Origin of the sequence: Thalassospira marina (genome assembly GCF_002844375.1) — a bacterium.
In the GTDB taxonomy this organism is placed as follows: domain Bacteria; phylum Pseudomonadota; class Alphaproteobacteria; order Rhodospirillales; family Thalassospiraceae; genus Thalassospira; species Thalassospira marina.
On record NZ_CP024199.1, the window covers coordinates 850,055 to 873,456 of the forward strand.

Consider the following 23,402-nt stretch of genomic DNA (forward strand, 5'->3'; position numbering starts at 1 on the left):
CCTTGTGGGAAATGCGCGGTTCACCAGCCCCCGGTAAAATGGGCAAGCTTAAAGCCATAGCGACAGAAAATCGCAAAGCCACCAACCTTTTGGCAATGTTGCTGGGGATGGGGGCGGTGGCGGTTTTGTCGCTGTGGGGGCTGGACCGTGCCTTGCCGCCTAATCTGACGCGGCTGGATCATATTTCGGCGGTGGTGGAAGGGCAAAACGGGCAACCCTTGCGCATGTTTTCCACCGAAGGCGGGATTTTGCGCCTGCAAACCCGTGTGGATGGGGTGGATGCGAAATATCTGCGCTTTTTAAAAAGTTATGAAGACCGACGCTTTGACAGCCATTGGGGCGTGGACCCGGCGGCGTTGATCCGGGCAAGCTGGCAATGGCTGTGTGCCGGGCATATTGTTTCGGGTGGGTCGACCCTGACGATGCAGGTGGCACGGTTGCTCGAACCGCGTGATCGCACCTTAGTCGCCAAGGGCATCGAGATTTTGCGCGCCCTGCAATTGGAATGGCATTATTCCAAAACCGACATTTTAAACATGTATGTCACGCTGGCGCCGTTTGGCGGGCGCATTGAAGGGGTGCGCAGTGCCGCAAATGTTTATTTCCGCAAGGACCCGGCGCATCTAACCATTGCCGAGGCCGCGTTATTAACCGTGCTGCCGCAATCACCCAGCACCCTGCGGCCAGACAGGTTTCCTGCCCGCGCCCGTGCCGCTCGGCAAAAGGTGCTGGAACGCCTGCTGGGACAGAAGGTGATTACACAGGCCGATTATGACGAAGCCATTGCCGAGCCACTGCCCGACCGGCAGTTTCCCGTGCCGATGCTGGCGCCGCATCTGGCCGAACGGCTGGTGGCGGCCTATCCGGGCCAGGACCGCATTACCAGTACCATCGAACCCTGGTTGCAGGCCGATATTCAAAAGCTGGTGGAGTATTATGGCGGTCGGAATATGCCGCAACGATCTGTGGCGCTGATGGTGGTGGAAAATAAAACCGGCAAGGTGCGCGCACATTTGGGATCGCGCGATTATCTGGACCGTGCCAGCCATGGTTTTGTTGATATGACGCAGGCGGTGCGGTCGCCGGGATCAACCTTGAAACCGTTTATCTATGCCCTGTCATTCGAAGCACATCAAACCCACCCGCAGACCCTGATCTGGGATCGGGCGATTGCCGATGGTGGCTATCGCCCGGCAAATTTTGATCATGGCGAAGCAGGCGAGGTTAGTATCGCCGATGCCTTGCGGTTCAGCCTGAATATCCCGGCAGTCAAGGTTCTGGAACGGTTCGGGCCGATCCGCTTTAGCGAAACCATGCGCCATAACGGCCTTGATTTGCGTCTGCCCCACGACGGCGATGTGCCGAACCTTGCCATTGCCCTGGGCGGTACGGGCATTCGCCTTGATGAAATGACACAGCTTTATCGTGCCCTGGCAACGGATCGTAAAAATTGCCCATTGACCTATTTGCAGGGGGAAACTACCCAACCTTGCGCCAGCAGGCAGGAATTGTTTTCACGCCAGACGCAAAACTGGATCACGGGCATTTTGCAACATACCCCGCGCCCCGCAGGATACCGCGCGCAGGCAGCACGCAGTGGCGGGCAGGGTGCGGTGCCAATCGCCTTTAAAACCGGCACGTCATATGGTTATCGCGATGCATGGGCATTTGGCTATAACGCCGATTATACTGTCGGTGTCTGGGTTGGGCGGGCATCGGGCGAACCGGTAAATGGCCAGACCGGCCTTAACAGTGCCGCACCATTGTTATTTTCCGTGTTTGAAAAACTGCCCCCTTTGTCGCGGTCATTGCCCGCTGCCAGCGCCAATGATTGGCAAAACCCAGCACCGGTGGGCCTTAAATATTTTGGCGTGAAACATGCCGACCCGGTTCTGGTTGCGGCAAATGCGCTGGATATTGAATTTCCCGCCGATGACAGCGTTTTTATGGCCAGCAGCCTTGGCCCGCGCGGGCTGGTTTTACGCGCGCGAAATGGTGAACGGCCATTGGTCTGGATGGTAAATGGTGTGCCATTGCCATCGGACCCATGGCAGCGCAATGTGCGCTGGCAACCCGAAGAACCGGGCTTTTATGATATTACCGTGCTGGATAAAAATGGCGTTGCCCGTCACCGGCAGGTCACCATTCGCGCAAATGCACCGCTGGTGTCACCCATTCGCCAAATCTCGCTGACGTCATCATCAACAAAGTAATTGATAGCCATAATTGATAGATTTTATTGATCAGTAATGGCGCATAATGGCAATCTGAAAATTGGCTAGACTTGGCAGAACAGGGTGACCGGAAAACCGGCACCCGCATGTCAGGAGGAATGTCATGTTTGAAGGTTTTAGCGAAGCCGTGATCACCGGCGAAGGTGCCGATATTTTTGTGCGCCATGGCGGAAATTTGGCTGGGCCAGGTTTGTTATTGCTGCATGGTTACCCGCAAACATCAGCCATGTGGCACAAGGTCGCGCCGCAACTGGCTGATAAGTACCATGTTGTTTGCGCCGATTTGCGCGGTTATGGCCGGTCATCCAAACCGGTAACGGACGGGGATCACAGCCCCTATTCCAAACGGGTAATGGCGGCTGACATGGTGCGCGTCATGACGAAATTGGGCCATGACAGCTTTTATGTTGGTGCGCATGACCGGGGGGCGCGCGTGGCACACCGTTTGGGCCTGGATCACCCGGCATCGGTCAAGGCGATTGCGATGCTTGATATCGCGCCAACGCGCGAAATGTACCGCGAAACCGACGATGCCTTTGCACGCGCCTATTGGCACTGGTTTTATCTAATCCAGCCCGCACCTTTCCCCGAAACCATGATTGGCGGGGACCCGGATGCCTATTGGAAATTCAAATGCAAGGCGCAAAGTGCCGGTGCATCGCCCTTTAGCCCCGAAGCCCTGGATGAATATCTGACCCTGTTTCGTGACCCGGCCGTTATTCACGCCAGTTGCGAGGATTACCGTGCAGGCGCCAGCATCGATATCCGCCACGATGATGAAGATGGCGGGCGCAAGCTTGCCATGCCTCTATTGGCGATCTGGGGTGGGCGCGGTGTGATTGAACACTGCTTTGATGCGCTCGCCCTTTGGCGGGAACGTGCCGAAAATGTAACCGGTTTTTCCCTGCCTGCCGGCCACTACCTGGCAGAGGAAATTCCCGATCAGGTGGCAATGCATTTTCGCGAATTTTTTGCCCGGCATTAAGGCAATCTGTCGGGCAGCAGGGCGACATTTAGGGAAAAGGAGCGACGGGAATGGAGATCAGACAATTGCAATGCTTTGTTGCGGTTGCCGAAGAACTGCATTTCCGGCGTGCTGCCGTCCGCCTTGCCATCAGCCAGCCAGCCCTTTCGGCCAGCCTTGCCGCACTTGAGGCCGATTTGGGTTTTGCCCTGTTTTTCCGGACGACCCGGCAGGTCAGCCTGACCCAGGCAGGGGCGGTATTTTTAAAAGATGTGCGCCAGATTTTGCGTAATCTGGATGCCGCCAAACGGCAGGCGCGCGACATTGCCCATTCTGCCGTACCCGCCATTCGTATTGGCGGGGTGGATGAAGCCATTGTAACCCTGGTGCCGACGCTGATGGCGCGCTTTCGGCAGGATTATCCCGATATTCACCTGCAGGTTCACGAGGTTTCATCATCCGGGCGCAATTTGCAGGCATTGGAAGCCCACCGGGCCGATATCGTGTTTATTCGTGAAAATGTTGATAGCGATCACATCGCATGCCGTCTGCTTTATCGGCAGCCGGTAATGGCAGCGTTGCCGGTATCTGCAAGGTCTGTGACTACTAGCCCGCACCCGATCATATCGGACGCGTCGCCTGCATCGGGTCAGGGGGATAATACCGACTGGAAGGAACGCATAGCCGATGATATCGCCCACGTTACCCCGGATGAATTGGCAGCATGGCCGTTGATTGGCTTTCCACGTCATGCCCGGCCATTACTGCATGATCTGGTGATGGGCAGTCTGGCGCATATTACCGCAACCCCGGCGGTGACCTGCGAAGTAATTGATAAATCAACCATGCTGCAACTGGTGCGTCAGGGCGTGGGTGTGGCGCTGGTTCCCAAATGGGCGCAAGCCATTGCGCCAGAGGGCGTACGTTTTGTGCCATATGGGGACCCGGTATTGGAATTGCCGCTTTATATCGCCTGGCGCAAACGCGATTATTCCCCGCAACTGGGCCATTTTGTTTCCCTTGCCTGTGCGTTAGGCGAGGCGCAAGGCGGCAACGGCAAGGACATGTGATCCGGGTTGATTGTGCCTTAAGCGGCACGGCGGTGTGGCCAATTAAAAAGGGCGAGGTGCCATGGCACCCCGCCCTTTTTGTTGGGCATTTTTGTTTTACCGCCCGGTAATGCCGGGGAAGATGATGAGAAGGGCCACGGCAAGGACCTGCAGGCAGATGAAAGGCACAAGGGATTTGAAAATTGTGCCCAATGTTATGTCTGGAGGGGCCACCGATTTGAGATAGAAGGCTGCCGGACCAAAAGGCGGGGACAGGAAGCTGACCTGCATGTTCATCGCAAACACCACGCCAAACCAGACCGGGTCAAAGCCAAGCTGTTTTACGATGGGTACGAAGATGGGCATGGTCAGAAGGGCGATGCCGACCCAGTCCAGGAACATGCCCAGGATAAACAGGATCAGCATCATCACCAGGATAACCACGGTCGGGTCATCGGAAATGCCCGTGATCATGCCTGACACGAATTTGATGCCGCCCATCAGGTTAAACACACCCACCAGGGCCGATGCGCCAATCCCGATCCAGACAATCATGCCGCAGGTTGAAAGGGTTTGCATGGCCGCCCCCTTCAACATCGACAGGGAAAATTCGCCGCGCAGCATGGTCGAGGCAATAACACCTGCAACACCAACAGCCGATGCCTCGGTTACCGATGCAATGCCGCCATAAATCGAACCTAGAACGCAGATCACCACAAGAATGGGCAGGAAAAGGCCCTTGAGGAGACGGAGCTTTTCCTCGGTCGGGATATGTTCGGTGCGGGGCGGCGGGGCGACATTATCGCCGAAATAGCAGCGAAACAGCACATAGGCGACATAAAAGCCCGCCAGCATGAAGCCGGGAATAAAGGCCGATGTGAATAGATCCCCGATCGAAACATTGGCCGTTAGGCCATAAATGATCAGCACGATCGAAGGTGGCACCATGGTACCGAGTGAGCCACCCGCACAGACAACACCAATCGCCAGGTTTTTATCATAACCCTGACGCAGCATCTGGGGCAGGGCGATCATGCCGAGAAGGACGATCTCGCCGCCGATAATGCCGCTCATGGCAGCAAGGATGACGGCGACAAAAATGGTCTGAACCGCAACCCCGCCTTTAAGCCGGCCACCAAACAGGCGCATCGCCTCGAACAGGTCCCGGGCGATGCCTGATCGGTCCAGAAGGGCCGCCATGAGGACGAACATGGGGACGGAAACAAAAACGAATGAAGAAACAAACGAATAGACCCGACTGGTAATCAACGACACCGCCATGATGTTGTCGAACCAGCCAAGGGTGAAAATCAGGGCGACCAGCAGGGTTACAAATGCCAGCGGCATGCCTGTCAGCAAAAAGCCGATCAGCATGACAAACATCGCCAGCGTGCCGTATTCAATGCCCAGTGATTGCAGATGTAACATGGGTAATTATCCTGGTGCGCTTTTGGCGCAGGAAATGGAACGGAAAATGATTAGCGGCGTGCGGGCGCTTCGCTGGCGGAGAGATCAGGTTTCTGTCGGAAATAGTTATAGGCCAGGATCAGAAACTGCACCGTCAGGGCGACCATGATAACCAGCATGAAAATTTTAAGGATCGCCGGAAAAGGCGGGTTCCATGCACTGCCGCTGGTTTCAAGGCGAATGCCGCCGGTTGGCGCAAAGGCCGCCTTTTTAACCATCAGCCAGGCCGCGAAACTGAAAAAGCCGGTTGAAAGCGCGCAGATCAGTGAAATGACAATATTCAGAATGCGCCGTGCCTTTGGCCCGACCATGTCATAAATGATCACCACCCGGATATGCTGGTTGCGCGATGCACAGAACAGCCCGGCAAAGACAAATCCCATGCCACACAAAAATGTCGTTGTTTCATGGGCCCAGATGGTGGGCGCATCAAAAATGTGACGCATGCAGATTTCAAAGATCAGGGCGGCCATCGAACAAAGGAAACCAATGGCAAAGATGGTGCCAAGATGATTGACGCCGCGGCCAAAAACGCCGGATTCCGGCGGTAAAACAGCGCGGTTGTCATCAATCAGTTCGGCCACGTCCCCTTCGGATGTGCCAAGTGGGGCATGTGGGTCGCTGTGTGGCGTGTTGGTCATGAAACCATTCCTTAAACGCGGAGTACGTCGCGAAGCAGGCGTTTGCATTTGGGCAGGAAGGGAACGGCCGCGAATGGCATGTTAAGCCCCAAACCCGAAACGCGATACCCCCGGCCCGTAAAACAGGCCGGGGGCAGATAGGGTGGATTATTTCAACAGACCCTGGGCTTTGAGGTATTTGGTCAGGGTTTCGTAAACTTCCTTGGCGTTGTCCGAACGTTCGGCAACTTTCTGCCACTGCTTCATGGCAATGGCGCGGAATTTGGCGCGTTCTTCGTCGGACCAGTTGGTGATCTGGATGTCACCCTTGGCCTGATCCTTGGCAACGGCTTCGCGGTCTTTCATCTGCAGGCGTGCTACCAGATCCTGGGACAGGTCACGTACCGAAACGGTCAGAATTTCCTGCAGGTCTTTGGGCAGGGCGTCCCATTTTTCCTTGTTCATCGAAACTTCGACCAGCGGCATGGAATGGAAGCCGGGATAAACAGGGTGTTTGGCGATATCGTTCAGGCCCATGGCCGAATTGGTGGCATAAACCGTGGCGTCCGCCGCATCGATGACCTTTTTGTCAAGCGAGGTATAGACTTCGGACTGCGGGATATTGACCGGGGCTGCACCGGCAGCAGCAAACACTTCCTGCACCATGCCTTCCGGTGCGCGGACTTTAAGGCCCTTCAGATCGGCCACACCATTAAGCGGAACTGAGGAAACAAAGGCTTCAAGACCCGGGGTGATGGCGCCAATGAAATGCAGGCCATAGGGTTCTTCAAGTTTGTTCATCAGTTCCTTGCCACCACCATAATTGATGAAGCGGAACATCTGCTGCGGGTCGGCCCAGGCGCCAATCGGGTTGGCGATCAGGCTGAATGCCGGGTCTTTACCGGAAAAATAGCTGACATCGGTAATGTGACCATCAAGGATGCCTGCCGCAATGGCATCCTGGGTTTCGGCATGTTCAACGATGGAACCGACCGGCAGCAATTCGATCTTGATGCGGCCATTGGTCATTTCCTCGACCCGTTTGGTCCATTCCTGATCGATTTCAAAGGTGGGGGTGCCGGAATTGTCGCTGGACTGGAATTTCCATTCGTAATCGGCGGCATGTGCGCTAAGCGAGGTGCTGGCAGCCAAAGCCACGGCAAAAGCCGCGCCCAGAATTGTTTTCATCGACGTTTTCATGATCATCCTCCCTTGGATGTGGATTTTTGGCCTGGTGGTACGGAATTTTCCGTCCGGTTTTGTTGGGCTTCACGTGCAGTCAGATCATCCAGCACTTGCCAGACGATGTCGTCTAACGGGGCGATTATGGAAACAGTCAGCGGATCTTCATCCGGCCCCAGCGGTTCAAGATCACCAAGCTGGCTGTCAAGCAGGGCGGAAGGCATGAAATGCCCGGCCCGGTTATTCATCCGGTCCAGAATCAGGTCGCGCGGGCCTTCCAGAAAAACAAACACCAGTTGCGGCCCCAGATGCGTGCGCAAAAAATCGCGATAGCGGCGTTTAAGGGCGGAACAGGCAATAAAAATGGGCGGGGTTGGCTGGCCAGGGCGGGCGTTATTCCCGGCAGTGGCGGCAATTTCATTGCGGGTGGCAATCGCGACCTTGCACAGGGCATCAAGCCAGGGCCAGCGCATTTCATCATTTAACGGCAGCCCGCGACGCATATGTTCGACATTTTCCGCCGGATGGTGGTCATCCGCATCGAGCCAGGCACTGTGTGTGGCCGTGGCAAGGCGGCGGGCAGTTTCGGTTTTACCCGACCCGCTGACACCCATGACGATGACGAATTTCGCAACGCTATTCATTGGCAAAGACTGTTTCCCGGACGCTGTATGGCAGGGCTTCTGTTGACTCAATGTTAGCGCTAACATAATGATAGCGCTAACATTGAGTCAACAGAAATCCTCACACAATTTTTGCGCGGTTAATCATCGGTAAATTCAGCACCTTAGAATGATTTCAATAATTGTGTGCAGGGCGGATACGTCTATAATAAGAAAAATGTGATACGCTTTGCATCTGTTCCGCGAAAGCAGTGCCACCCGAAAGGCCGCAAAGACGGCCAAAAGGGCCAAAAGGGCAGGCCGCGTGAAACAGGCTGGTTGAAATCACACCGTTTTTCAAGGGATCGCACCAAATCTCGTCGGGAATAACGCCATGTATACGAAAACAGTTCTTGCCTATGGGGATAGTCTGACCTGGGGCCACCACCCTGAACATGGCAGGCGCCATCCCTTTAATGATTTATGGCCAAGTGTATTGGGTGAAGGGCTGGGGCGACAGGCGCGCGTCATCGCCGAGGGGCTTGGTGGCCGGACCACCGCATTTGATGATCATACTGCCCCGGCCGAACGCAATGGTGCGAAAGTGTTGCCAACCCTGCTGGGCAGCCACGACCCGCTTGACCTTGTGATCATTATGCTGGGATCGAACGATTTGAAATCGTTTATTTGTGGCGATGTCTGGGGGGCCGCGGCCGGGATGGGCAGGCTTGTCGATATTGTCCGGACATACCCCTATAAGGCCGGGCCCGCACCGGCTGTGATGGTGGTGGCCCCGCCGCATTTTTGCGAAACCGATAAGGTGGGCGGCACCCTGCCTTCGGGGCGCAGCATTGCCGAATCGCAAAAATTTGCCGGTGCCTATCAGTTGCTGGCACGTGACAAGAACTGCCATTTCTTTGACGCATCGCGCGTTGCGGTGCCATCACCTGTTGACGGCGTGCATCTGGATGCGGCTAATACACGGGCGATAGGGACGGCGCTTGTTCCCCTGGTTGAGGAAATATTGCGCGGCGGCCCCCACGATTAATGCAGATTGCAGTCAGGCTGGAATGAGAAAACGTAAAGGGGCAGGACGACCGACAATTGCCGATGTCGCCGCCCAGGCAGGGGTGAGTTCCATCACGGTGTCGCGTGCCTTGCGCGATCCGCAAAAAGTATCCGAGCGGCTGCGCGGCAAAATCGACAAGGCAGTGCGCGCGCTAAATTACATTCCCGATACCCATGCCAGTGCGCTGGCATCCTCGCGGTCCAATGTTGTCGGGGTGCTTGTGCCCTCGCTTACCAACAGCGTTTTTGCCGATACCCTGCGCGCGATTTATGACGCCCTTGATGGCAGCCCGTTACAGGTGCAGCTTGGCAATTCGCGTTATTCCGCCGCCGAACAGGAACGCCTGATAGGCATATTTTTAAGCCAGCGGCCAACAGCCATGATTGTTTCAGGCATTGATCAGACGCCCGCTGCGCGCAAAATGCTGGAAGAAGCCAATTGTCCGGTGGTGCAGATCATGGAAACCGGGCCGGACCCGATTGATATGATGGTGGGCTTTTCGCATTATCAGGGCGGGCGGGCCGCAGCCCAGCACCTGATTGATCAGGGATATCGCCATATCGGATTTTTGGGCGCGCGGATGGACCCGCGCACAACCCGCCGCCTTGCCGGGTTTCGCAGTGCGCTGGAAGATGCCGGCATGTTTGACCCGGACCTTGTAAAAACCACCACCACGTCATCCAGCGTGACGCTGGGCGGTGTATTGTTGCGCGAACTGGCCCGCCACCGGCCAGATCTTGATGCTGTTTTTTGCAACAATGATGACCTTGCATTGGGTGCGCTTTTCGGGGCGCAGAAGGCGGGTATTTCGGTGCCCTCGCAATTGGGCATTGCCGGGTTTAACGACCTTGAAATGATGGAGGCCGCCTGCCCGTCGCTGACCAGTATCCGCACGGATCGCTACGGCATTGGCCGCCATGCGGTAAATATGATCCATGCCGTGCTGGATGGTGCACCGCCGCCCGAAAAGATCATTGATCTGGGGTTTGAATTGCAGCAACGCCAAAGCACGGACCGCAACCGTCAGCCTGCCTGATATTCGCAAGGGTTTTGCCGCAGGGCCAGCAATGCGAAGCCGTGTGCACTGCGTACAGAATTAATCAGTGTTTTCGCTGCCCATCAGGGGAAAACGTGCGCTTAGATCAGCCAGAACTTCGCGCGGGCCGGTAATTTCGATCAGGCTGCCAATGGTATCAAACTGGCGGTCCAGCACGGTGATATCTGCGCGCGAGCAGGCCTGTTCCATGCCCCCGGCATCGGCAAAGCTGGCAAATAACCGGGTTGTCCCCTGCGGGATATAGGGTTTGATATCGGCAATATCGCAAACAGCCTGTGTCGCGCCGCTATAGGCACGTACCAGCCCGCCGGTGCCCAGTTTCGTGCCGCCAAAATAACGGGTGACGATAACGGCAATATTGATCAGGTCGCGCCCCTGCAACACCTTCAGGCAGGGCATGCCTGATGTACCTGATGGTTCACCATCATCCTTGCCATGTTCGATCAACTGGTCTTCGTCGTTAAGATAACGATAGGCCGTAACGTGGTGGTTGGCCTTGGGGTGTTCCTTGCGCAATTCTGCCAGCCTGTCGGCAAATTGGGCATAGGGCACCAGTGTCGCCAGAAATCGCGATTTCTTTTCTTCGGTTTCGCAAAAAGCGGGCTGTTCGATGGTTTGCATGGCTGTGTCTTATCAGACCGCAAAGCGGGGCAACAGGTTTAATGATCAGGCCAGCAGGGCCTTCCCGATCAGGATAATGCCAAACAAAATCAGCATGATCAGCACCAGCTTGCGAAAGGTTTCGGCTTCCAGCCGGGAACGAACATAGCTGCCCGCCTTTACGCCGATAAAAACCGGGATCAACCCTGCCAGCGAAATCCACACGCTATGCCATGTCATCAGGCCAATACGGCTAAGCCCGGCTGCCATGATCAGGCTGGAAAGCGTAAAGGATATATTCACCCCCTGAACAAACCGTTTGGGGTCCAGGCGCAGGGACAGGAAAAACGGCAGAATCGGCATCACCTGCGAGCCGGTAACACCATTGATCAAACCGGTAAGAAAACCCGAAATCGGCGCAATGCGTTTTGCCAGCCGGTCGGGGATGTGAATGGCGGGGCGACTGATGGTGACAACGCCATATAAAATCAAAACCGTGCCCAAAACCGCACCGGCGACCAGCCCGTTTACCTGGTCCAAAATCAGCAGACCAACAATCAGCCCGGGAATGGTCGCCAGAAACATCGGCCAGAAACGTCGCACCGTTTCGCGAAAATGCCCGGCCTGAAACATGACGATTACGTTGCTGACCACCGAAGGAATAATCACCAGCGGCATGGCCGATTTAAGGCCAAGCCCCAGCGTCATCACGGGCAGGGCGGATGTCGAAAAACCAAGGCCGGTTGCCCCTTTGACAAAGGCAGCAATGAAATAGGCGCAGGCAATAATCACTGCTGTTTCGATGGTCATGGGGCGTCCTGAAATCAAAAGCCGGTGGGGCGGCGACGTAGGGTTTGGGTATTGTTCTGGCGTCGTTTTTGGTTGGCTTGGAACGGGCCGGGTCTGCTGCCATATCTGGCAGCAGCGCAGCATGCGGCGAAACGCCCCGGGGTGCAACTGTTTCGCGCCCGCGTTAAACTGCCCGCATATCGGGGCTGCGCGTGGCAGATGCGCTGTAACCATAAACGCAATGGCAAGGAGGCAGATCATGACGATGGCAACATCACTTGAAAAATCACCATCACCGGATCCCGTGACAGGCGGGTGCCAGTGTGGTGCTGTGCGCTATCAGGTGAAGGGTGTGTTGCTTCAAACCTATATCTGCCATTGCCGGGAATGTCAGAAACAGTCGGCGTCGGCATTCGGCATTTCGGTTCTGGTGCATGGTGCGGATATCATCATAACGCAGGGGCAGGTAAAAACGTGGCAACGGCCAACGGATAGCGGGCGTGTCCTTGATTGCCATTTCTGCCCTGAATGCGGATCACGCCTGTTTCATGGCGATCTTGCCGGGCCGGAGCTGGTCAGCATCAAAGGCGGGTCGCTTGATGTGATGCCCGATCTTTCGGGGGGGGATCATATTTGGGTGGCGCGAAAGGCACCTGGAATTGCGATTCCGGCTGGTGTGCGAACACATTTTGGTGAACCCAATGAAGGATAGTGGGGAAAACGGGCTGAAACCCTGATGGATTCGCGATTTTGATGTGCGTATTGCGCGTAATGATTTTCGCCTGTTTCAGCCACAAGTGGCTAAAGTGGGTGGAATTTTGCGTGCAAATGCGCAGTATTGGCAAAAATTTGCCATTTTTCTGTTGTCGCGGTGCGGGAAAGACTGGAAACGGCGGCGCAAAACCCTTATCTAGTTGGACCCGGCAAATGGCTGGTTTTGACCCCTATAAATCGGGTCGCACGATAGAAATGATGTTATGCTAGGGATGTTGAAAGAGACATCCGATGGAGAGGAAGCAAATGAGCAAGAGCTGGAGCATTGATAGTTGGCGGAACCTGCCCGTAAAGCAGATCCCGACATATCCGGATGCACAGGCCCTCAAGGCCGTAGAACAAGAGCTCGGCAGCTATCCTCCTTTGGTATTTGCTGGCGAGGCCCGTGCGCTGAAAGAAAAGCTGGGTGCTGTTGCGGAAGGTAAGGCTTTCCTGCTTCAGGGCGGCGATTGCGCAGAAAGTTTTAAGGAATTTCATCCCAACAACATCCGCGACACCTTCAAGGTCATGTTGCAGATGGCGGTGGTGCTGACCTATGGCGCATCCTGCCCGGTGGTCAAGGTTGGCCGTATGGCCGGCCAGTTTGCCAAGCCGCGTTCGGCCGACATGGAAACAATCGATGGTGTCGAACTGCCGAGCTATCGCGGTGACAATGTCAATGGGATCGAATTTACCGAAGAATCCCGCATGCCGGACCCCCAGCGCCAGATCAAGGCCTATAACCAGTCGGCATCGACGCTGAACCTGCTGCGCGCTTTTGCCCAGGGTGGTTTTGCCGATCTGACCCAGATTCACCGCTGGAACCTTTCATTTGTCGATAACAGCCCCGCGGGGGAACGATATCGCCAGATGAGCACCCAGATCGACGAAGCCGTTGCCTTCATGCGCGCTTGTGGCATTACGCCCGAAACCGCCCCGCAAATGCGCGAAACCGATTTCTATACCTCGCATGAAGCCCTTCTGCTGGGTTATGAGCAGGCCCTGACCCGTCAGGACAGCCTGACTGGCCAGTATTACGACTGCTCGGCGCATATGCTCTGGATTGGCGACCGCACCCGTCAGCCCGATGGCGCGCATGTTGAATTCCTGCGCGGGGTGAAAAACCCGATCGGCCTGAAATGCGGCCCGACCCTGGAAGAAGATGAACTGATCCGCCTGATCGACATGCTGAACCCGGCTGATGAAGCTGGTCGACTGACCCTGATTTGCCGTATGGGTTCGGGCAAGGTGGCAGAACATCTTTCGCGCCTGGTTCGCCGTGTTAAGGCCGAAGGCCGCAAGGTGGTCTGGTCGTGTGATCCGATGCATGGCAACACGGTTAAAGCCAGCAATGGTTACAAGACCCGCGCCTTTGATTCGATCCTGGGTGAAGTCAAAACCTTCTTTGACATTCACAAGGCCGAAGGCACCCATGCCGGTGGCGTTCACTTTGAAATGACCGGTCGCGATGTGACCGAATGCATCGGTGGCGCACAGGCCATTACCGAAGACAGCCTGTCGGATCGTTATCACACCCATTGCGATCCGCGCCTGAACGGGGCACAGGCCCTTGAACTCGCCTTCTTGATGGCGGAAATGATCAAGCAGGAACGCGACAACATTCGCGATGAACTGCTGGCAAGTGCCTGATCGGTCTTAATGATCAGACAATTGACGATTTCGATTGTCAAAAAGGGTGTCCGCAATGCCGGGCGCCCTTTTTCTTTTCAATATTGACCGTTCGGACAGCCAAAAAACATGAAACGGGTCTAAAAAACGCTGAAAATAACCCTATTTGGGAATTTGTCTCAGATTGATATTGATGAGATGCCTTTGCTTTAGCATATAAAAGAAACGGGGCGCACTTGCCGGCGAGAGAGGGATAAACGCGAACATGTCAGCAGATGACGATTTTGCACTCTGGCAAAAGAAAGTCGAGGGGACGAACATTTCCTCTGCAACCCTGCTTGCAACGGACTACCTGAATCATTTCAACGAAATTGTCATGTTGCTTGAAATGGTTCCGGATATGCCTGACATGCTTGAAGACTGTCGGGAATGGGCACCCAAAAGCTATCAGCAGCATTTTCAGGACAGCGCCTTTTCCGATCGCGAACTGGCGATTGAAGCCTATGACCATGTGCCGGAAAAATTTCGCCGTCCGTTCGAGGAAACCATCGAGCATATGAATGCCATGGTCCTGCGTGCCAATGACCAGCTTGAAGTTGTGATCAATGAAGGCAACCCCGAAGTCATCCGCATGACGGCAAGCAGTACAACCGCCGCCCTGCAACGGTTTATGGATGTTGCCAGTTCGATTATTCATGGTTCGGCAAAAACCATGAGCCAGGATGAAATCGACGCGGCAATGGCTATCTAGTTTTGATTATCTCGAAGCTTTGAGTGGGGATGGCGATTGTTTTGCCGGAAGGCAAAACAATTCACCCGGAGTAGCTGTCTTCGCTGCGCTCGTGATTTCCGGCCACCACCGGACAAGGTATGCGGACTTTTCCCAAAATTTTTTTTTAGTAAAATCTTTGGGTAGTAAGAAGGCTACTAGATTGTTTTGCTTGAAGGCTAGCTTCTCATGAGGCCGTGTATGAATTCGGCGGTCGCAACTGATCGTAAATCCTGAACCTTCTTGACCTGCTTGCGTCATCCAGTTGATGTCGGCTGTCCCAGGACCAAATTTTTCTCTTACGAGTTCAACTGAATATTCTTCATTTTCGGCGAGAATGCGAATTGCCCTAGCTAACCGTGGGGGCATGTTCTCGTCGAAGTAGAAGATCATTTTCGCATGGCTCTTTCAAATTCGATAGCTTGCTGTGCGTAAGTTTCAGGAATTTCATATAACGCGGAAACTTCCTTGATTGAGCCTTCAGCCTCATAAGCTTCAAAAATTGTACGAGTTGGAACAGAATAATTGTCAATTATAGGTTGCCCAAATGATCTCTTGGGATCAAGAATAATTTGATCTAATCTTTCACTTGGATGCCAACTGGTAGCATATCCATTCTTATCAAAGATAATTCCTTTTTTTAGGGCAGGTTGTAGAACAGAATACATTGCGTATTGTTTGTTCACTAGGTCGCATAGTTGTAAGTCACCGGTTTCTTTCGCCGTTTCCTCAAAAATGGCGAGCCCATCGCTAATAAATTTAGTTGCAAAGGGATGGTCTATCTTAAAGAAATTTCTAGCGTTGATTGCCGCGATCTTCAGTGTGGACCATTTTACTCCGACTTTTAGGAAGTGGCTAATGAAGTGAAGCTCCATTAAATCAAGAAATCCTAATGCGTATTTGTTTTCGATTGGCTTGATTTGTCCAGATAGCCTTGGTCGCGTTTTTCCGCCATTCGGCTTTGAATAACCATTCAACCAGCCGCGAACACGCTGTTGAGATACACCTGTCAAAGCAGAGGCATCCCCTATACTATATAGACCTGAGTTGGCTAGGTTGATGGCATTCATTCTTTTGATCCAACTGTATCGCGAAGATTTGGCCAATACCGATTTTTAAAAATCTTACATATGAATATGGCACGTTTTTAGCTCATTTTCGAATGAATAGCCTATCATATTTTTTGTGATCAGCAGTTTTGTATGCCTTTCACGGCGGCTCCCGTTGCAATTTCCGCAATTGACTTGCGGGCGGACCCCTCCTATTCCAAACAACATGAAAAACAAACTCGCCATTGCCATTGCCCAGTTGAACCCGATTGTCGGCGACGTTGCCGGGAATGCGGAAAAGATTGTGGCTGCCTGGGAAAACGCGGCCGATCAGGGCGCGGATATCATCCTGTATTCCGAACTGGTGCTGTCGGGCTATCCGCCCGAAGACCTGGTGATGAAACCGTCTTTCATGCGCCATTTGCGCGATGCGGTGGCTGATATCTGTCAGCGTACCGGCGCACGCAAAAACGGGCCGGCCCTGTTGCTGACAACGCCGTGGGAATTTAACGGCGCCCGGCACAATGCCGTATTGTTGATTGATGGTGGCACGATTGAAACCGTGCGCGCCAAAAATGACCTGCCCAATTATGGCGTGTTTGACGAAAAACGTGTTTTCACCGCCGGTCCCATGCCCGATGTGGTTGATTTCCGTGGCATCAAGCTTGGCGTTCCCATTTGCGAGGATGTCTGGACGCCCAAGGTGGTTGCCCATCTGGCGACACGGGGTGCCGAAATCATGCTGGTGCCCAACGGGTCACCGTTTGAAGCCGACAAGGATGGCCTGCGCCGCCAGCTTATTCGCGACCGCGTTCTCGAATGCGGCCTGCCGATGATTTATTGCAACGAAGTTGGCGGGCAGGACGAACTGGTTTTTGATGGCGGGTCCTTTGGCCTGAATGGCGATGGCACGCTGGCCGTTGCCCTGCCGGGGTTCGCCGAAGCCGTTCAGATGTCGCGCTGGTCGCGGGATGGCGATGGTAAATGGTATTGCGATGATGCAACACCCGATGCGCGTTATCCTGGCGGGCTGGATGCCATTTATCAGACGCTGGTTTTGGGCCTGCGCGATTATGTGAATAAAAACCGGTTCCCCGGCGTTGTTATTGGCATGTCCGGCGGGATTGATTCGGCCCTGTCAGCCGCGGTGGCGGTTGATGCATTGGGGGCGGAACGCGTGCGCCTGGTGATGATGCCATCGCCCTATACCTCGGCTGATAGCCTTGAGGATGCGCAGATTTGCGCCGATATGCTGAAAACCGGCATTGAAAGCATCAATATCGGTCTGGCAATGGAGGCCTTTGGCACCATGCTGGCCCCGGCCTTTGCCGGGCGAAACCCCGACATTACCGAAGAAAATATCCAGGCGCGGTCGCGCGGGATTATTCTGATGGGGATTTCCAACAAGTTTGGCCATATGGTTCTGACCACGGGCAACAAGTCGGAAATGTCGGTGGGCTATGCCACGTTGTATGGCGATATGTGCGGTGGTTATTCGGTCCTGAAGGATTTGTATAAAACAACCGTCTTTGCCCTGTGCACCTGGCGAAACGGGCATCACCCTGATGGGTGCCTTGGCCCCGATGGCATGGTGATCCCGCAACGCATTATTACCAAGCCGCCCTCGGCCGAATTGCGCCCGGACCAGAAAGACGAAGACAGCCTGCCGCCTTACGACGTGCTTGATGATATCCTTCATCAGATGATTGAAGGGGAACGCAGCGTTACCGAGATCGTTGCCAGTGGGCATGACGAGGAAATCGTGCGCAAGGTGTGGCGTCTTCTTGATCGTGCAGAATACAAGCGCCGCCAGGCCCCGCCCGGTGTGAAAATTACCCCGCGTGCCTTTGGCCGTGACCGGCGTTATCCGATTACCAATGGTTTTACCAATCTGGTAACCTGACCCATATTTGTTTGAAAAATATTGATATGAAAAAACCTGTATTACGTTTTGCGCCCAGCCCGACCGGCTTGCTTCATGTGGGGAATGCCCGTGTTGCAATGATGAACTGGCTGTTTGCCCGCAAACATGGCGGTGAATTTATCCTGCGTTTCGACGATACCGACCCGGAACGCTCCAAGGATGAATATGTTGATGCCATTCGCGAAGACCTGCGCTGGCTGGGCATTGACTGGGACCGCGAAGAACGCCAGTCCCTGCGCCAGGACAAATACGATGTCGCAATCGAACAGCTGAAATCTGAAGGGCTGCTTTATCCGTGTTATGAAACGGAAGGCGAGCTGAACTGGAAGCGCAAAGCCGCCCGTCAGCGCCACCAGCCGTTTATCTATGACCGCAAGGCATTGCTGCTGGACCCGGCGGAAATTCGCGCGCTGGAAGCCGAAGGCCGCAAACCGCACTGGCGTTTCAAACTGCCTGATGGCGTGGTTGAATGGGATGACATGTGCCGTGGCCTGTGCCATTTCGATACCCAGCACGTATCCGACCCGGTTCTGATCCGTGAAGATGGATCGCTGCTTTATATGCTGGGCTCCGTCGTTGATGACCTGGAAATGGGTGTTACCCATATCATCCGCGGCGAAGACCATGTGACCAATACGGTTGCACAGATTCTGGTTTATATGGCGCTTGGCGGTCAGCCCGGCGGGCTTGATTTTGGTCATACGCCACTTTTGGCCGGGCCGGGTGGTTCGCAGCTTTCAAAACGACTGGGCAGCCTTTCGCTGCGCGAATTGCGCAATGACGGGTTTGAAGTTCCGGCGCTGGTTGGTCTGCTTACCGGGCTTGGCGCATCGGACCGGATCGAACCGGCCACTATGCGTGAAGCGATTGAAACATTCGATATTTCGGCTTATGGTCGTTCCACGCCCAAATTCGATCCGGCGGATCTGGCATCGCTGAACGAAAAAATCGTTCATGAAATGCCCTATGATCAGGCCCGCGACAAGCTGGTTGCCGCCGGAATGGAGGGGATGGACGACATATTCTGGCAAGCCGTTCGCGGCAATTGCTGGCGTGTTGCCGAAGCCCGCGAATGGTGGGATGTCGTCAATGACGCGATTGTGCCGGAAATTGACGATGAAGATCGTGAATTTCTGTCTCAGGCGGCAGATGTGCTTCCGCAGGGGGCGCTGGATGCCACAAGTTGGAAAAGCTGGACTGGGGCTTTGAAAGAAGCAACCGGACGCAAGGGAAAACAGTTGTTCATGCCGTTACGCAAAGCCCTTACCGGGCGCGAACATGGTCCTGAGATGTCAGCATTGCTGCCGATTATCGGCAGCGAAAAAGCCCGTGCGCGCCTGTGTGGTCAGGCGGTCTGACATATCATTGTCGGATCGCCGTAAAGAAATTGTGCCACACTGAGATGCGATAATTTAACGGACGAAAAAAATGACGGACAGTTCAGCGGAATTGCGTATTTACGACAGCATGAGCCGCCAAAAGCAGCGCTTTGAGCCGATTGATCCTGCGCATGTGCGCCTGTATGTGTGCGGACCGACGGTTTATGACTATGCCCATGTCGGCAATGCCCGCCCGGTGGTGGTATTTGACACGCTGGTACGGCTTTTGCGCCATGTCTATCCCAGGGTAACCTATGTCCGGAACGTCACCGACGTTGATGACAAAATCAATCAGCGCGCCCGTGAAAGCGGCGAGCCGATTTCCGTCATCACGGCACGGACCCATCAGGCCTATCTGGATGATATGGGTGCGCTGAATGCGCATAAACCCGATATTGAACCACGTGCAACCGACCATATCGATGATATGATCGCGATGTGCGAAAAGCTGATTGCGCAGGGCTTTGCCTATGCCGCCGAAGGTCATGTGCTGTTTTCGGTTTCCAAATATGATGAATACGGCAAACTTTCGCGGCGCAACCGCGACGAGATGATTGCCGGTGCCCGTGTTGAAGTTGCCCCCTATAAACAGGACCCGGCAGACTTCGTGCTTTGGAAACCGTCTGATGATGAAACACCGGGCTGGGACAGCCCGTGGGGCCGGGGACGACCGGGCTGGCATATTGAGTGCTCGGCCATGTCAACGCGCTATCTGGGTCAGGAATTTGATATTCATGGCGGCGGGATCGATCTGGTCTTTCCGCATCATGAAAATGAAATTGCCCAAAGCTGCTGCGCAAATCACGGGTCCAGCTACGCCAAATACTGGATGCATAACGGCCATTTGATGGTTGAAGGCGAGAAAATGTCCAAGTCACTGGGCAATTTCGTCACCGTGCATGAATTGCTGGAAAGCTGGCCCGGCGAAGCCATTCGTCTGGCAATGATGGGAACCCATTATCACCAGCCGATCAACTGGACGGCGGAAAATCTGCGTCAGGCCAAAGAGGCGCTGGACCGTTTTTATACAGCCCTTCGCCAGACGGCAGGTATTGCGCCGGTTGATACCGGTGTGCAGGCAGGTGTTTTGAATGCGCTGTGCGATGATTTGAATACACCGCTTGCTATTGCTGAATTCCACGAACTGGTCACCCGCCTGAACAAGGCAGGAACGGACGGCGAAAAGGCCGAAGCAAAGGGACGTGTCCTTGCTGCTGCCCGCCTGTTGGGTATTCTGGAACAGGATGTGGATGGCTGGTTTACCGGCGGTGGCGATGACGGCGAAGCCGCCGAGATCGAAGCATTGATCGTCAAGCGGGCGGATGCCAAGAAAAACCGCGATTTCGTCCTGGCTGATACAATCCGCGATGACCTGAAAGCACGTGGCATCGTGCTGGAAGATTCAAAGGACGGAACAACCTGGAAACGCGGCTAAGGCCCGGCTTCACGGTTGATAATTTACAATGATCAAGGCGCTGTCAGGAAAAGGCAGCGCCTTTTTCCATGTTTGCGTGCAAGTGTGCCTGTTTGGGAAATGGCTGGGCCGTGGCTTGCAAGGGTGAGCCATTTGCGGCACTGTTGGTGTTGGAAATGGCATTGATCAATTTGATCGTGTTGTGGCCCGTTGGGTACGCAGCTTTTTTAGTCTTTGCCGTTTGTGGCGCACGCTACGAAATGCCGCTGCGCTGGCCAGATATCCGTTATCGTGATCTGGTAAACTTGTTTGCAAATGCGACGACCAAGGGAAATGGTAACATGGCCTTTGACCATATCAGTCGACGCGCCTTTATGGCCGGTGCTGCTACGTTTGGTGTTGGCAGCCTGATTGCCGGTGGTTTACCTGCGTTTGCGCAAGCCGAACAATCAACGCAGCCGCAACCGGCAAACCTGCCTTTACACCGTAAAATTCCCGGTTCTGAAAAATCCCTGCCGACCATAGGGCTGGGGAGCTGGATTACCTTTAATGTCGGGCATGACCCGGTTTTGCTGCAAAACTGTACCGATGTGATGGCGGCCTTTTTTGCTGCGGGCGGCCAAATGATTGATTCATCCCCGATGTATGGCTCATCCCAGGCAACCATCGGGCATGGGTTGGCGGCATTGGAGGTGGAACGCAGCACCGTTTTTGCCGCCGACAAACTTTGGACCAGCGATGAAACGGGTGGGGCCGCGCAAATTGCAGAAACGGCCCAAAATTGGGGCCTGCGCCAGTTTGACCTGCTACAGGTTCACAATATGCTGGATTGGGAAAACCAGTTTCCTGTCCTTCAGGGTATGAAGGCGCAAGGCGCGCTGGATTATGTTGGCATCACCACATCCCACGGTCGCCGCCACGAATTGATGGCGGTGATCATGCAGCGCGAACCGCTTGATTTTATTCAGGTTACCTATAACCCGCTAGACCGCGATGTGGAAAACCGCATTTTACCTATCGCCCAGGACCGCAATATTGCCGTGATCATTAATCGCCCGTTTCAGGGCGGGCAGCTGACGCGCGCCTTGCGAAATGCGCCCTTGCCGGGTATCGCGCAGGATTATGGCGCACAAAGCTGGGCGCAACTGATTTTAAAATATATTGTCTCGCACCCGGCTGTAACCTGTGCCATCCCGGCCACCACACGGGTTGATCATGTGCGTGAAAATATGGCGGCGATATCGCCAATTAGCGATGAAATGAATACCCGTTTGCCTGAAGGCAAGGAACGCCATGCGATCGCCAATGCCATCGGGGATGCCCTATGACGGATTGGTGGGATTATCACCTGATTGATTTTCTGCTGTTTTCAACGCGGGTTTATTATCGGTTGTTTGTCAGTTTCAATACCACCTTCTGGCCGGTTAATCTGGCGTTGTATCTGGGTGGGGCGATGCTGGTATTTGGCATCATGCGCAATCGTGGTCGTCGGACGCGGATGGTGCCAGCGGCCCTTGCGGGGATGTGGGCGTGGTGCGGCACGCTTTTCATGTGGCAGTATTACCAGCCCATCAATTGGGGGGTGCCGTATCTGTTGCCGCTATTTGCCTTTGAAACATTGATGCTGGTTTTATTTGCCTTGCGCCGCACGCCGCTTTTTTTTGCCTGGCGCGGGGATTTTTCCAGCACGGCGGGTATTGCCCTTCTGGTACTGGCGATCCCGGTTTATCCGTTTTTCAGTCTGATTTCCGGGCGCGATATCTTATCGGCTGAACTGTTTGGCAGCGCGCCGGACCCAACCATTATCGGCACGCTGGGGATGCTGCTTCTGGCGCGTGGAACCTGGCGCTGGGTATTGCTGCCGGTTCCCGTGATCTGGTGCCTGATCACAAGCCTGACCCTGTGGGCGATGGACCAGCCCGTGGCATGGTTGCCGGTTATTGCGGCCTGGCTGGCGATATTGGGCGGCTGGATGGATGCGAAAAGTGGCGTTACCCGCAAACCCGTTGCGACCCCGCCAGCACATCTTCACATCACCGAACCTGAAAGCCGCGATCATACCGGGTTTATCAAATAAAACCCCGCAATCCTTTACCTGTGTCAGGTTAGAATTGCGGGGGATATAAAGGCTGGTGTTGGTGGTTTATTTGCTGAAAATCAGTTTCAGGCCAATGGCGGCAAAAAACACGCCCAGGGCACCATCAATCCAGCGGGCCATGCGGCGATAAACCGCAATGACAGGCCGGGTGGAAAAGGCCGTCGCATAAACCAGATGCATGGTAGTCGAAATGGCAGCGCACCCGCCAACAATGATCATCCCCACCCATATTGGCGCACCGGGATGAAACCCGATCGAGATGATGGCGATCCAGGTCAGGATGGCCTTGGGGTTGGTTAAATGCAGTGCCAATCCCCGGCCGAAATAATGGGCAGCAGGGCGAAGCGGGGTATTTTCGGCAATGACATCGGGCCGGGCCGGGCGGGTCGCCGATTTCAGGGCCTTGAACGCCAACCACAGCAGATAACAGCCGCCAACAATGCGAATGGCATACATCGCGTCGGCATAAGCCGCCAGCAGGGCCGACAGCCCCGAAAGCGTGATTGCCCCAATGCAAAAAGACCCGCTGCCAATACCCAGCGCAAAAAAGCGCCCGGCACGGCGGCCTTCGCCCAACGAAACCCCCATCAACGCAACCAGTGCTGGCCCCGGGCTGATCAACCCGACCAGAAGGGCCGTATAGGCCAGTAAAATGCCCGGTAAATAGCTTTGAATTTCCGCCATAACGCCCGCCTTTTTGAAAACCTTTAAAGCATCAGAATCATAGGCCATTGGCAGGGTAGGGTCGATTGTG

General features: G+C 54.7%; 22 protein-coding genes. 13 read left to right on the top strand and 9 right to left on the bottom strand.

Annotated features, from left to right (window positions below; translation table 11 throughout):
- Window positions 1-11 precede the first annotated feature (11 nt).
- The 3 genes from pbpC to CSC3H3_RS03760 all read left to right on the top strand — a co-directional run bounded on the left by pbpC (window position 12) and on the right by CSC3H3_RS03760 (window position 4,268).
- Window positions 12-2,213 (top strand): penicillin-binding protein 1C, encoded by a 2,202-nt coding sequence (pbpC, locus tag CSC3H3_RS03750; RefSeq protein WP_101283819.1) that lies wholly within the window; start codon window positions 12-14, stop codon window positions 2,211-2,213.
- 124 nt (window positions 2,214-2,337) lie between these two features.
- Window positions 2,338-3,219: an alpha/beta fold hydrolase gene (locus CSC3H3_RS03755; protein ID WP_101283821.1), complete on the top strand. Its 882-nt coding sequence runs from the start codon at window positions 2,338-2,340 to the stop codon at window positions 3,217-3,219.
- A gap of 50 nt (window positions 3,220-3,269) precedes the next feature.
- Window positions 3,270-4,268 (top strand): LysR family transcriptional regulator, encoded by a 999-nt coding sequence (locus CSC3H3_RS03760; protein WP_101283823.1) that lies wholly within the window; start codon window positions 3,270-3,272, stop codon window positions 4,266-4,268.
- 96 nt (window positions 4,269-4,364) lie between these two features.
- Here CSC3H3_RS03760 and CSC3H3_RS03765 read toward each other — a convergent pair whose 3' ends face one another.
- The 4 genes from CSC3H3_RS03765 to CSC3H3_RS03780 all read right to left on the bottom strand — a co-directional run bounded on the left by CSC3H3_RS03765 (window position 4,365) and on the right by CSC3H3_RS03780 (window position 8,160).
- Complete coding sequence (locus CSC3H3_RS03765) at window positions 4,365-5,675, bottom strand: TRAP transporter large permease (protein ID WP_101283825.1); 1,311 nt, start codon at window positions 5,673-5,675, stop codon at window positions 4,365-4,367.
- Window positions 5,676-5,725: 50 nt separating this feature from the next.
- Window positions 5,726-6,355: a TRAP transporter small permease subunit gene (locus CSC3H3_RS03770; RefSeq protein ID WP_101283827.1), complete on the bottom strand. Its 630-nt coding sequence runs from the start codon at window positions 6,353-6,355 to the stop codon at window positions 5,726-5,728.
- A gap of 147 nt (window positions 6,356-6,502) precedes the next feature.
- Window positions 6,503-7,534, bottom strand: coding sequence for a TRAP transporter substrate-binding protein (locus CSC3H3_RS03775; RefSeq protein WP_172963390.1), 1,032 nt, complete (start codon window positions 7,532-7,534; stop codon window positions 6,503-6,505).
- 2 nt (window positions 7,535-7,536) lie between these two features.
- Complete coding sequence (locus CSC3H3_RS03780; RefSeq protein WP_101283829.1) at window positions 7,537-8,160, bottom strand: gluconokinase; 624 nt, start codon at window positions 8,158-8,160, stop codon at window positions 7,537-7,539.
- Window positions 8,161-8,512: 352 nt separating this feature from the next.
- Here CSC3H3_RS03780 and CSC3H3_RS03785 point away from each other — a divergent pair, with 352 nt between their 5' ends.
- Together CSC3H3_RS03785 and gntR are read left to right on the top strand one after the other, a co-directional pair.
- Window positions 8,513-9,166: an SGNH/GDSL hydrolase family protein gene (locus tag CSC3H3_RS03785; RefSeq protein WP_101263860.1), complete on the top strand. Its 654-nt coding sequence runs from the start codon at window positions 8,513-8,515 to the stop codon at window positions 9,164-9,166.
- A gap of 22 nt (window positions 9,167-9,188) precedes the next feature.
- Window positions 9,189-10,223: an HTH-type transcriptional regulator GntR gene (gene gntR / locus CSC3H3_RS03790; protein WP_101283831.1), complete on the top strand. Its 1,035-nt coding sequence runs from the start codon at window positions 9,189-9,191 to the stop codon at window positions 10,221-10,223.
- Between the two features lie 60 nt (window positions 10,224-10,283).
- Here the strand turns inward: gntR and CSC3H3_RS03795 are convergent, their stop codons facing one another.
- Window positions 10,284-10,865 (bottom strand): IMPACT family protein, encoded by a 582-nt coding sequence (locus tag CSC3H3_RS03795; RefSeq protein ID WP_101283833.1) that lies wholly within the window; start codon window positions 10,863-10,865, stop codon window positions 10,284-10,286.
- A gap of 45 nt (window positions 10,866-10,910) precedes the next feature.
- Window positions 10,911-11,654, bottom strand: coding sequence for a sulfite exporter TauE/SafE family protein (locus CSC3H3_RS03800; RefSeq protein ID WP_101283835.1), 744 nt, complete (start codon window positions 11,652-11,654; stop codon window positions 10,911-10,913).
- A 238-nt stretch (window positions 11,655-11,892) separates the two neighbouring features.
- Between CSC3H3_RS03800 and CSC3H3_RS24330 the strand changes: the two genes are divergently transcribed.
- The 3 genes from CSC3H3_RS24330 (at window position 11,893) to CSC3H3_RS03815 (ending at window position 14,766) form a co-directional block, all read left to right on the top strand.
- Window positions 11,893-12,345 (top strand): GFA family protein, encoded by a 453-nt coding sequence (locus CSC3H3_RS24330; protein WP_157831821.1) that lies wholly within the window; start codon window positions 11,893-11,895, stop codon window positions 12,343-12,345.
- 308 nt (window positions 12,346-12,653) lie between these two features.
- Window positions 12,654-14,036 (top strand): class II 3-deoxy-7-phosphoheptulonate synthase, encoded by a 1,383-nt coding sequence (locus CSC3H3_RS03810; RefSeq protein ID WP_101283836.1) that lies wholly within the window; start codon window positions 12,654-12,656, stop codon window positions 14,034-14,036.
- A 244-nt stretch (window positions 14,037-14,280) separates the two neighbouring features.
- Window positions 14,281-14,766, top strand: coding sequence for a hypothetical protein (locus CSC3H3_RS03815; protein WP_101283838.1), 486 nt, complete (start codon window positions 14,281-14,283; stop codon window positions 14,764-14,766).
- A gap of 6 nt (window positions 14,767-14,772) precedes the next feature.
- On the opposite strand, the gene CSC3H3_RS03820 is transcribed toward CSC3H3_RS03815, so the two are convergent.
- Window positions 14,773-15,177 (bottom strand): PIN-like domain-containing protein, encoded by a 405-nt coding sequence (locus tag CSC3H3_RS03820; protein ID WP_101283839.1) that lies wholly within the window; start codon window positions 15,175-15,177, stop codon window positions 14,773-14,775.
- Window positions 15,174-15,854 carry a DUF433 domain-containing protein gene (locus tag CSC3H3_RS03825; protein WP_101283841.1) on the bottom strand — a complete coding sequence of 227 codons (681 nt, stop codon included), beginning with the start codon at window positions 15,852-15,854 and terminating at the stop codon, window positions 15,174-15,176. The genes CSC3H3_RS03820 and CSC3H3_RS03825 overlap by 4 nt, the downstream gene beginning before the upstream one ends.
- 205 nt (window positions 15,855-16,059) lie before the next feature.
- On the opposite strand from CSC3H3_RS03825, the gene CSC3H3_RS03830 reads away from it, so the two are divergent.
- The 5 genes from CSC3H3_RS03830 to CSC3H3_RS03850 all read left to right on the top strand — a co-directional run bounded on the left by CSC3H3_RS03830 (window position 16,060) and on the right by CSC3H3_RS03850 (window position 22,627).
- Window positions 16,060-17,736, top strand: a complete 1,677-nt coding sequence (locus tag CSC3H3_RS03830) for an NAD+ synthase (RefSeq protein WP_101283842.1) — start codon at window positions 16,060-16,062, stop codon at window positions 17,734-17,736.
- A 26-nt stretch (window positions 17,737-17,762) separates the two neighbouring features.
- Window positions 17,763-19,115 carry a glutamate--tRNA ligase gene (gltX, locus tag CSC3H3_RS03835; protein WP_101264200.1) on the top strand — a complete coding sequence of 451 codons (1,353 nt, stop codon included), beginning with the start codon at window positions 17,763-17,765 and terminating at the stop codon, window positions 19,113-19,115.
- A 70-nt stretch (window positions 19,116-19,185) separates the two neighbouring features.
- Complete coding sequence (gene cysS / locus CSC3H3_RS03840) at window positions 19,186-20,571, top strand: cysteine--tRNA ligase (RefSeq protein ID WP_101283844.1); 1,386 nt, start codon at window positions 19,186-19,188, stop codon at window positions 20,569-20,571.
- A 155-nt stretch (window positions 20,572-20,726) separates the two neighbouring features.
- Window positions 20,727-21,878 (top strand): aldo/keto reductase, encoded by a 1,152-nt coding sequence (locus tag CSC3H3_RS03845; RefSeq protein WP_245881261.1) that lies wholly within the window; start codon window positions 20,727-20,729, stop codon window positions 21,876-21,878.
- Window positions 21,875-22,627: a DUF6064 family protein gene (locus CSC3H3_RS03850; RefSeq protein WP_215907551.1), complete on the top strand. Its 753-nt coding sequence runs from the start codon at window positions 21,875-21,877 to the stop codon at window positions 22,625-22,627. The genes CSC3H3_RS03845 and CSC3H3_RS03850 overlap by 4 nt, the downstream gene beginning before the upstream one ends.
- 66 nt (window positions 22,628-22,693) lie before the next feature.
- On the opposite strand, the gene CSC3H3_RS03855 is transcribed toward CSC3H3_RS03850, so the two are convergent.
- Complete coding sequence (locus tag CSC3H3_RS03855; protein WP_101286084.1) at window positions 22,694-23,332, bottom strand: LysE family translocator; 639 nt, start codon at window positions 23,330-23,332, stop codon at window positions 22,694-22,696.
- Between the last annotated feature and the right edge of the window lie 70 nt (window positions 23,333-23,402).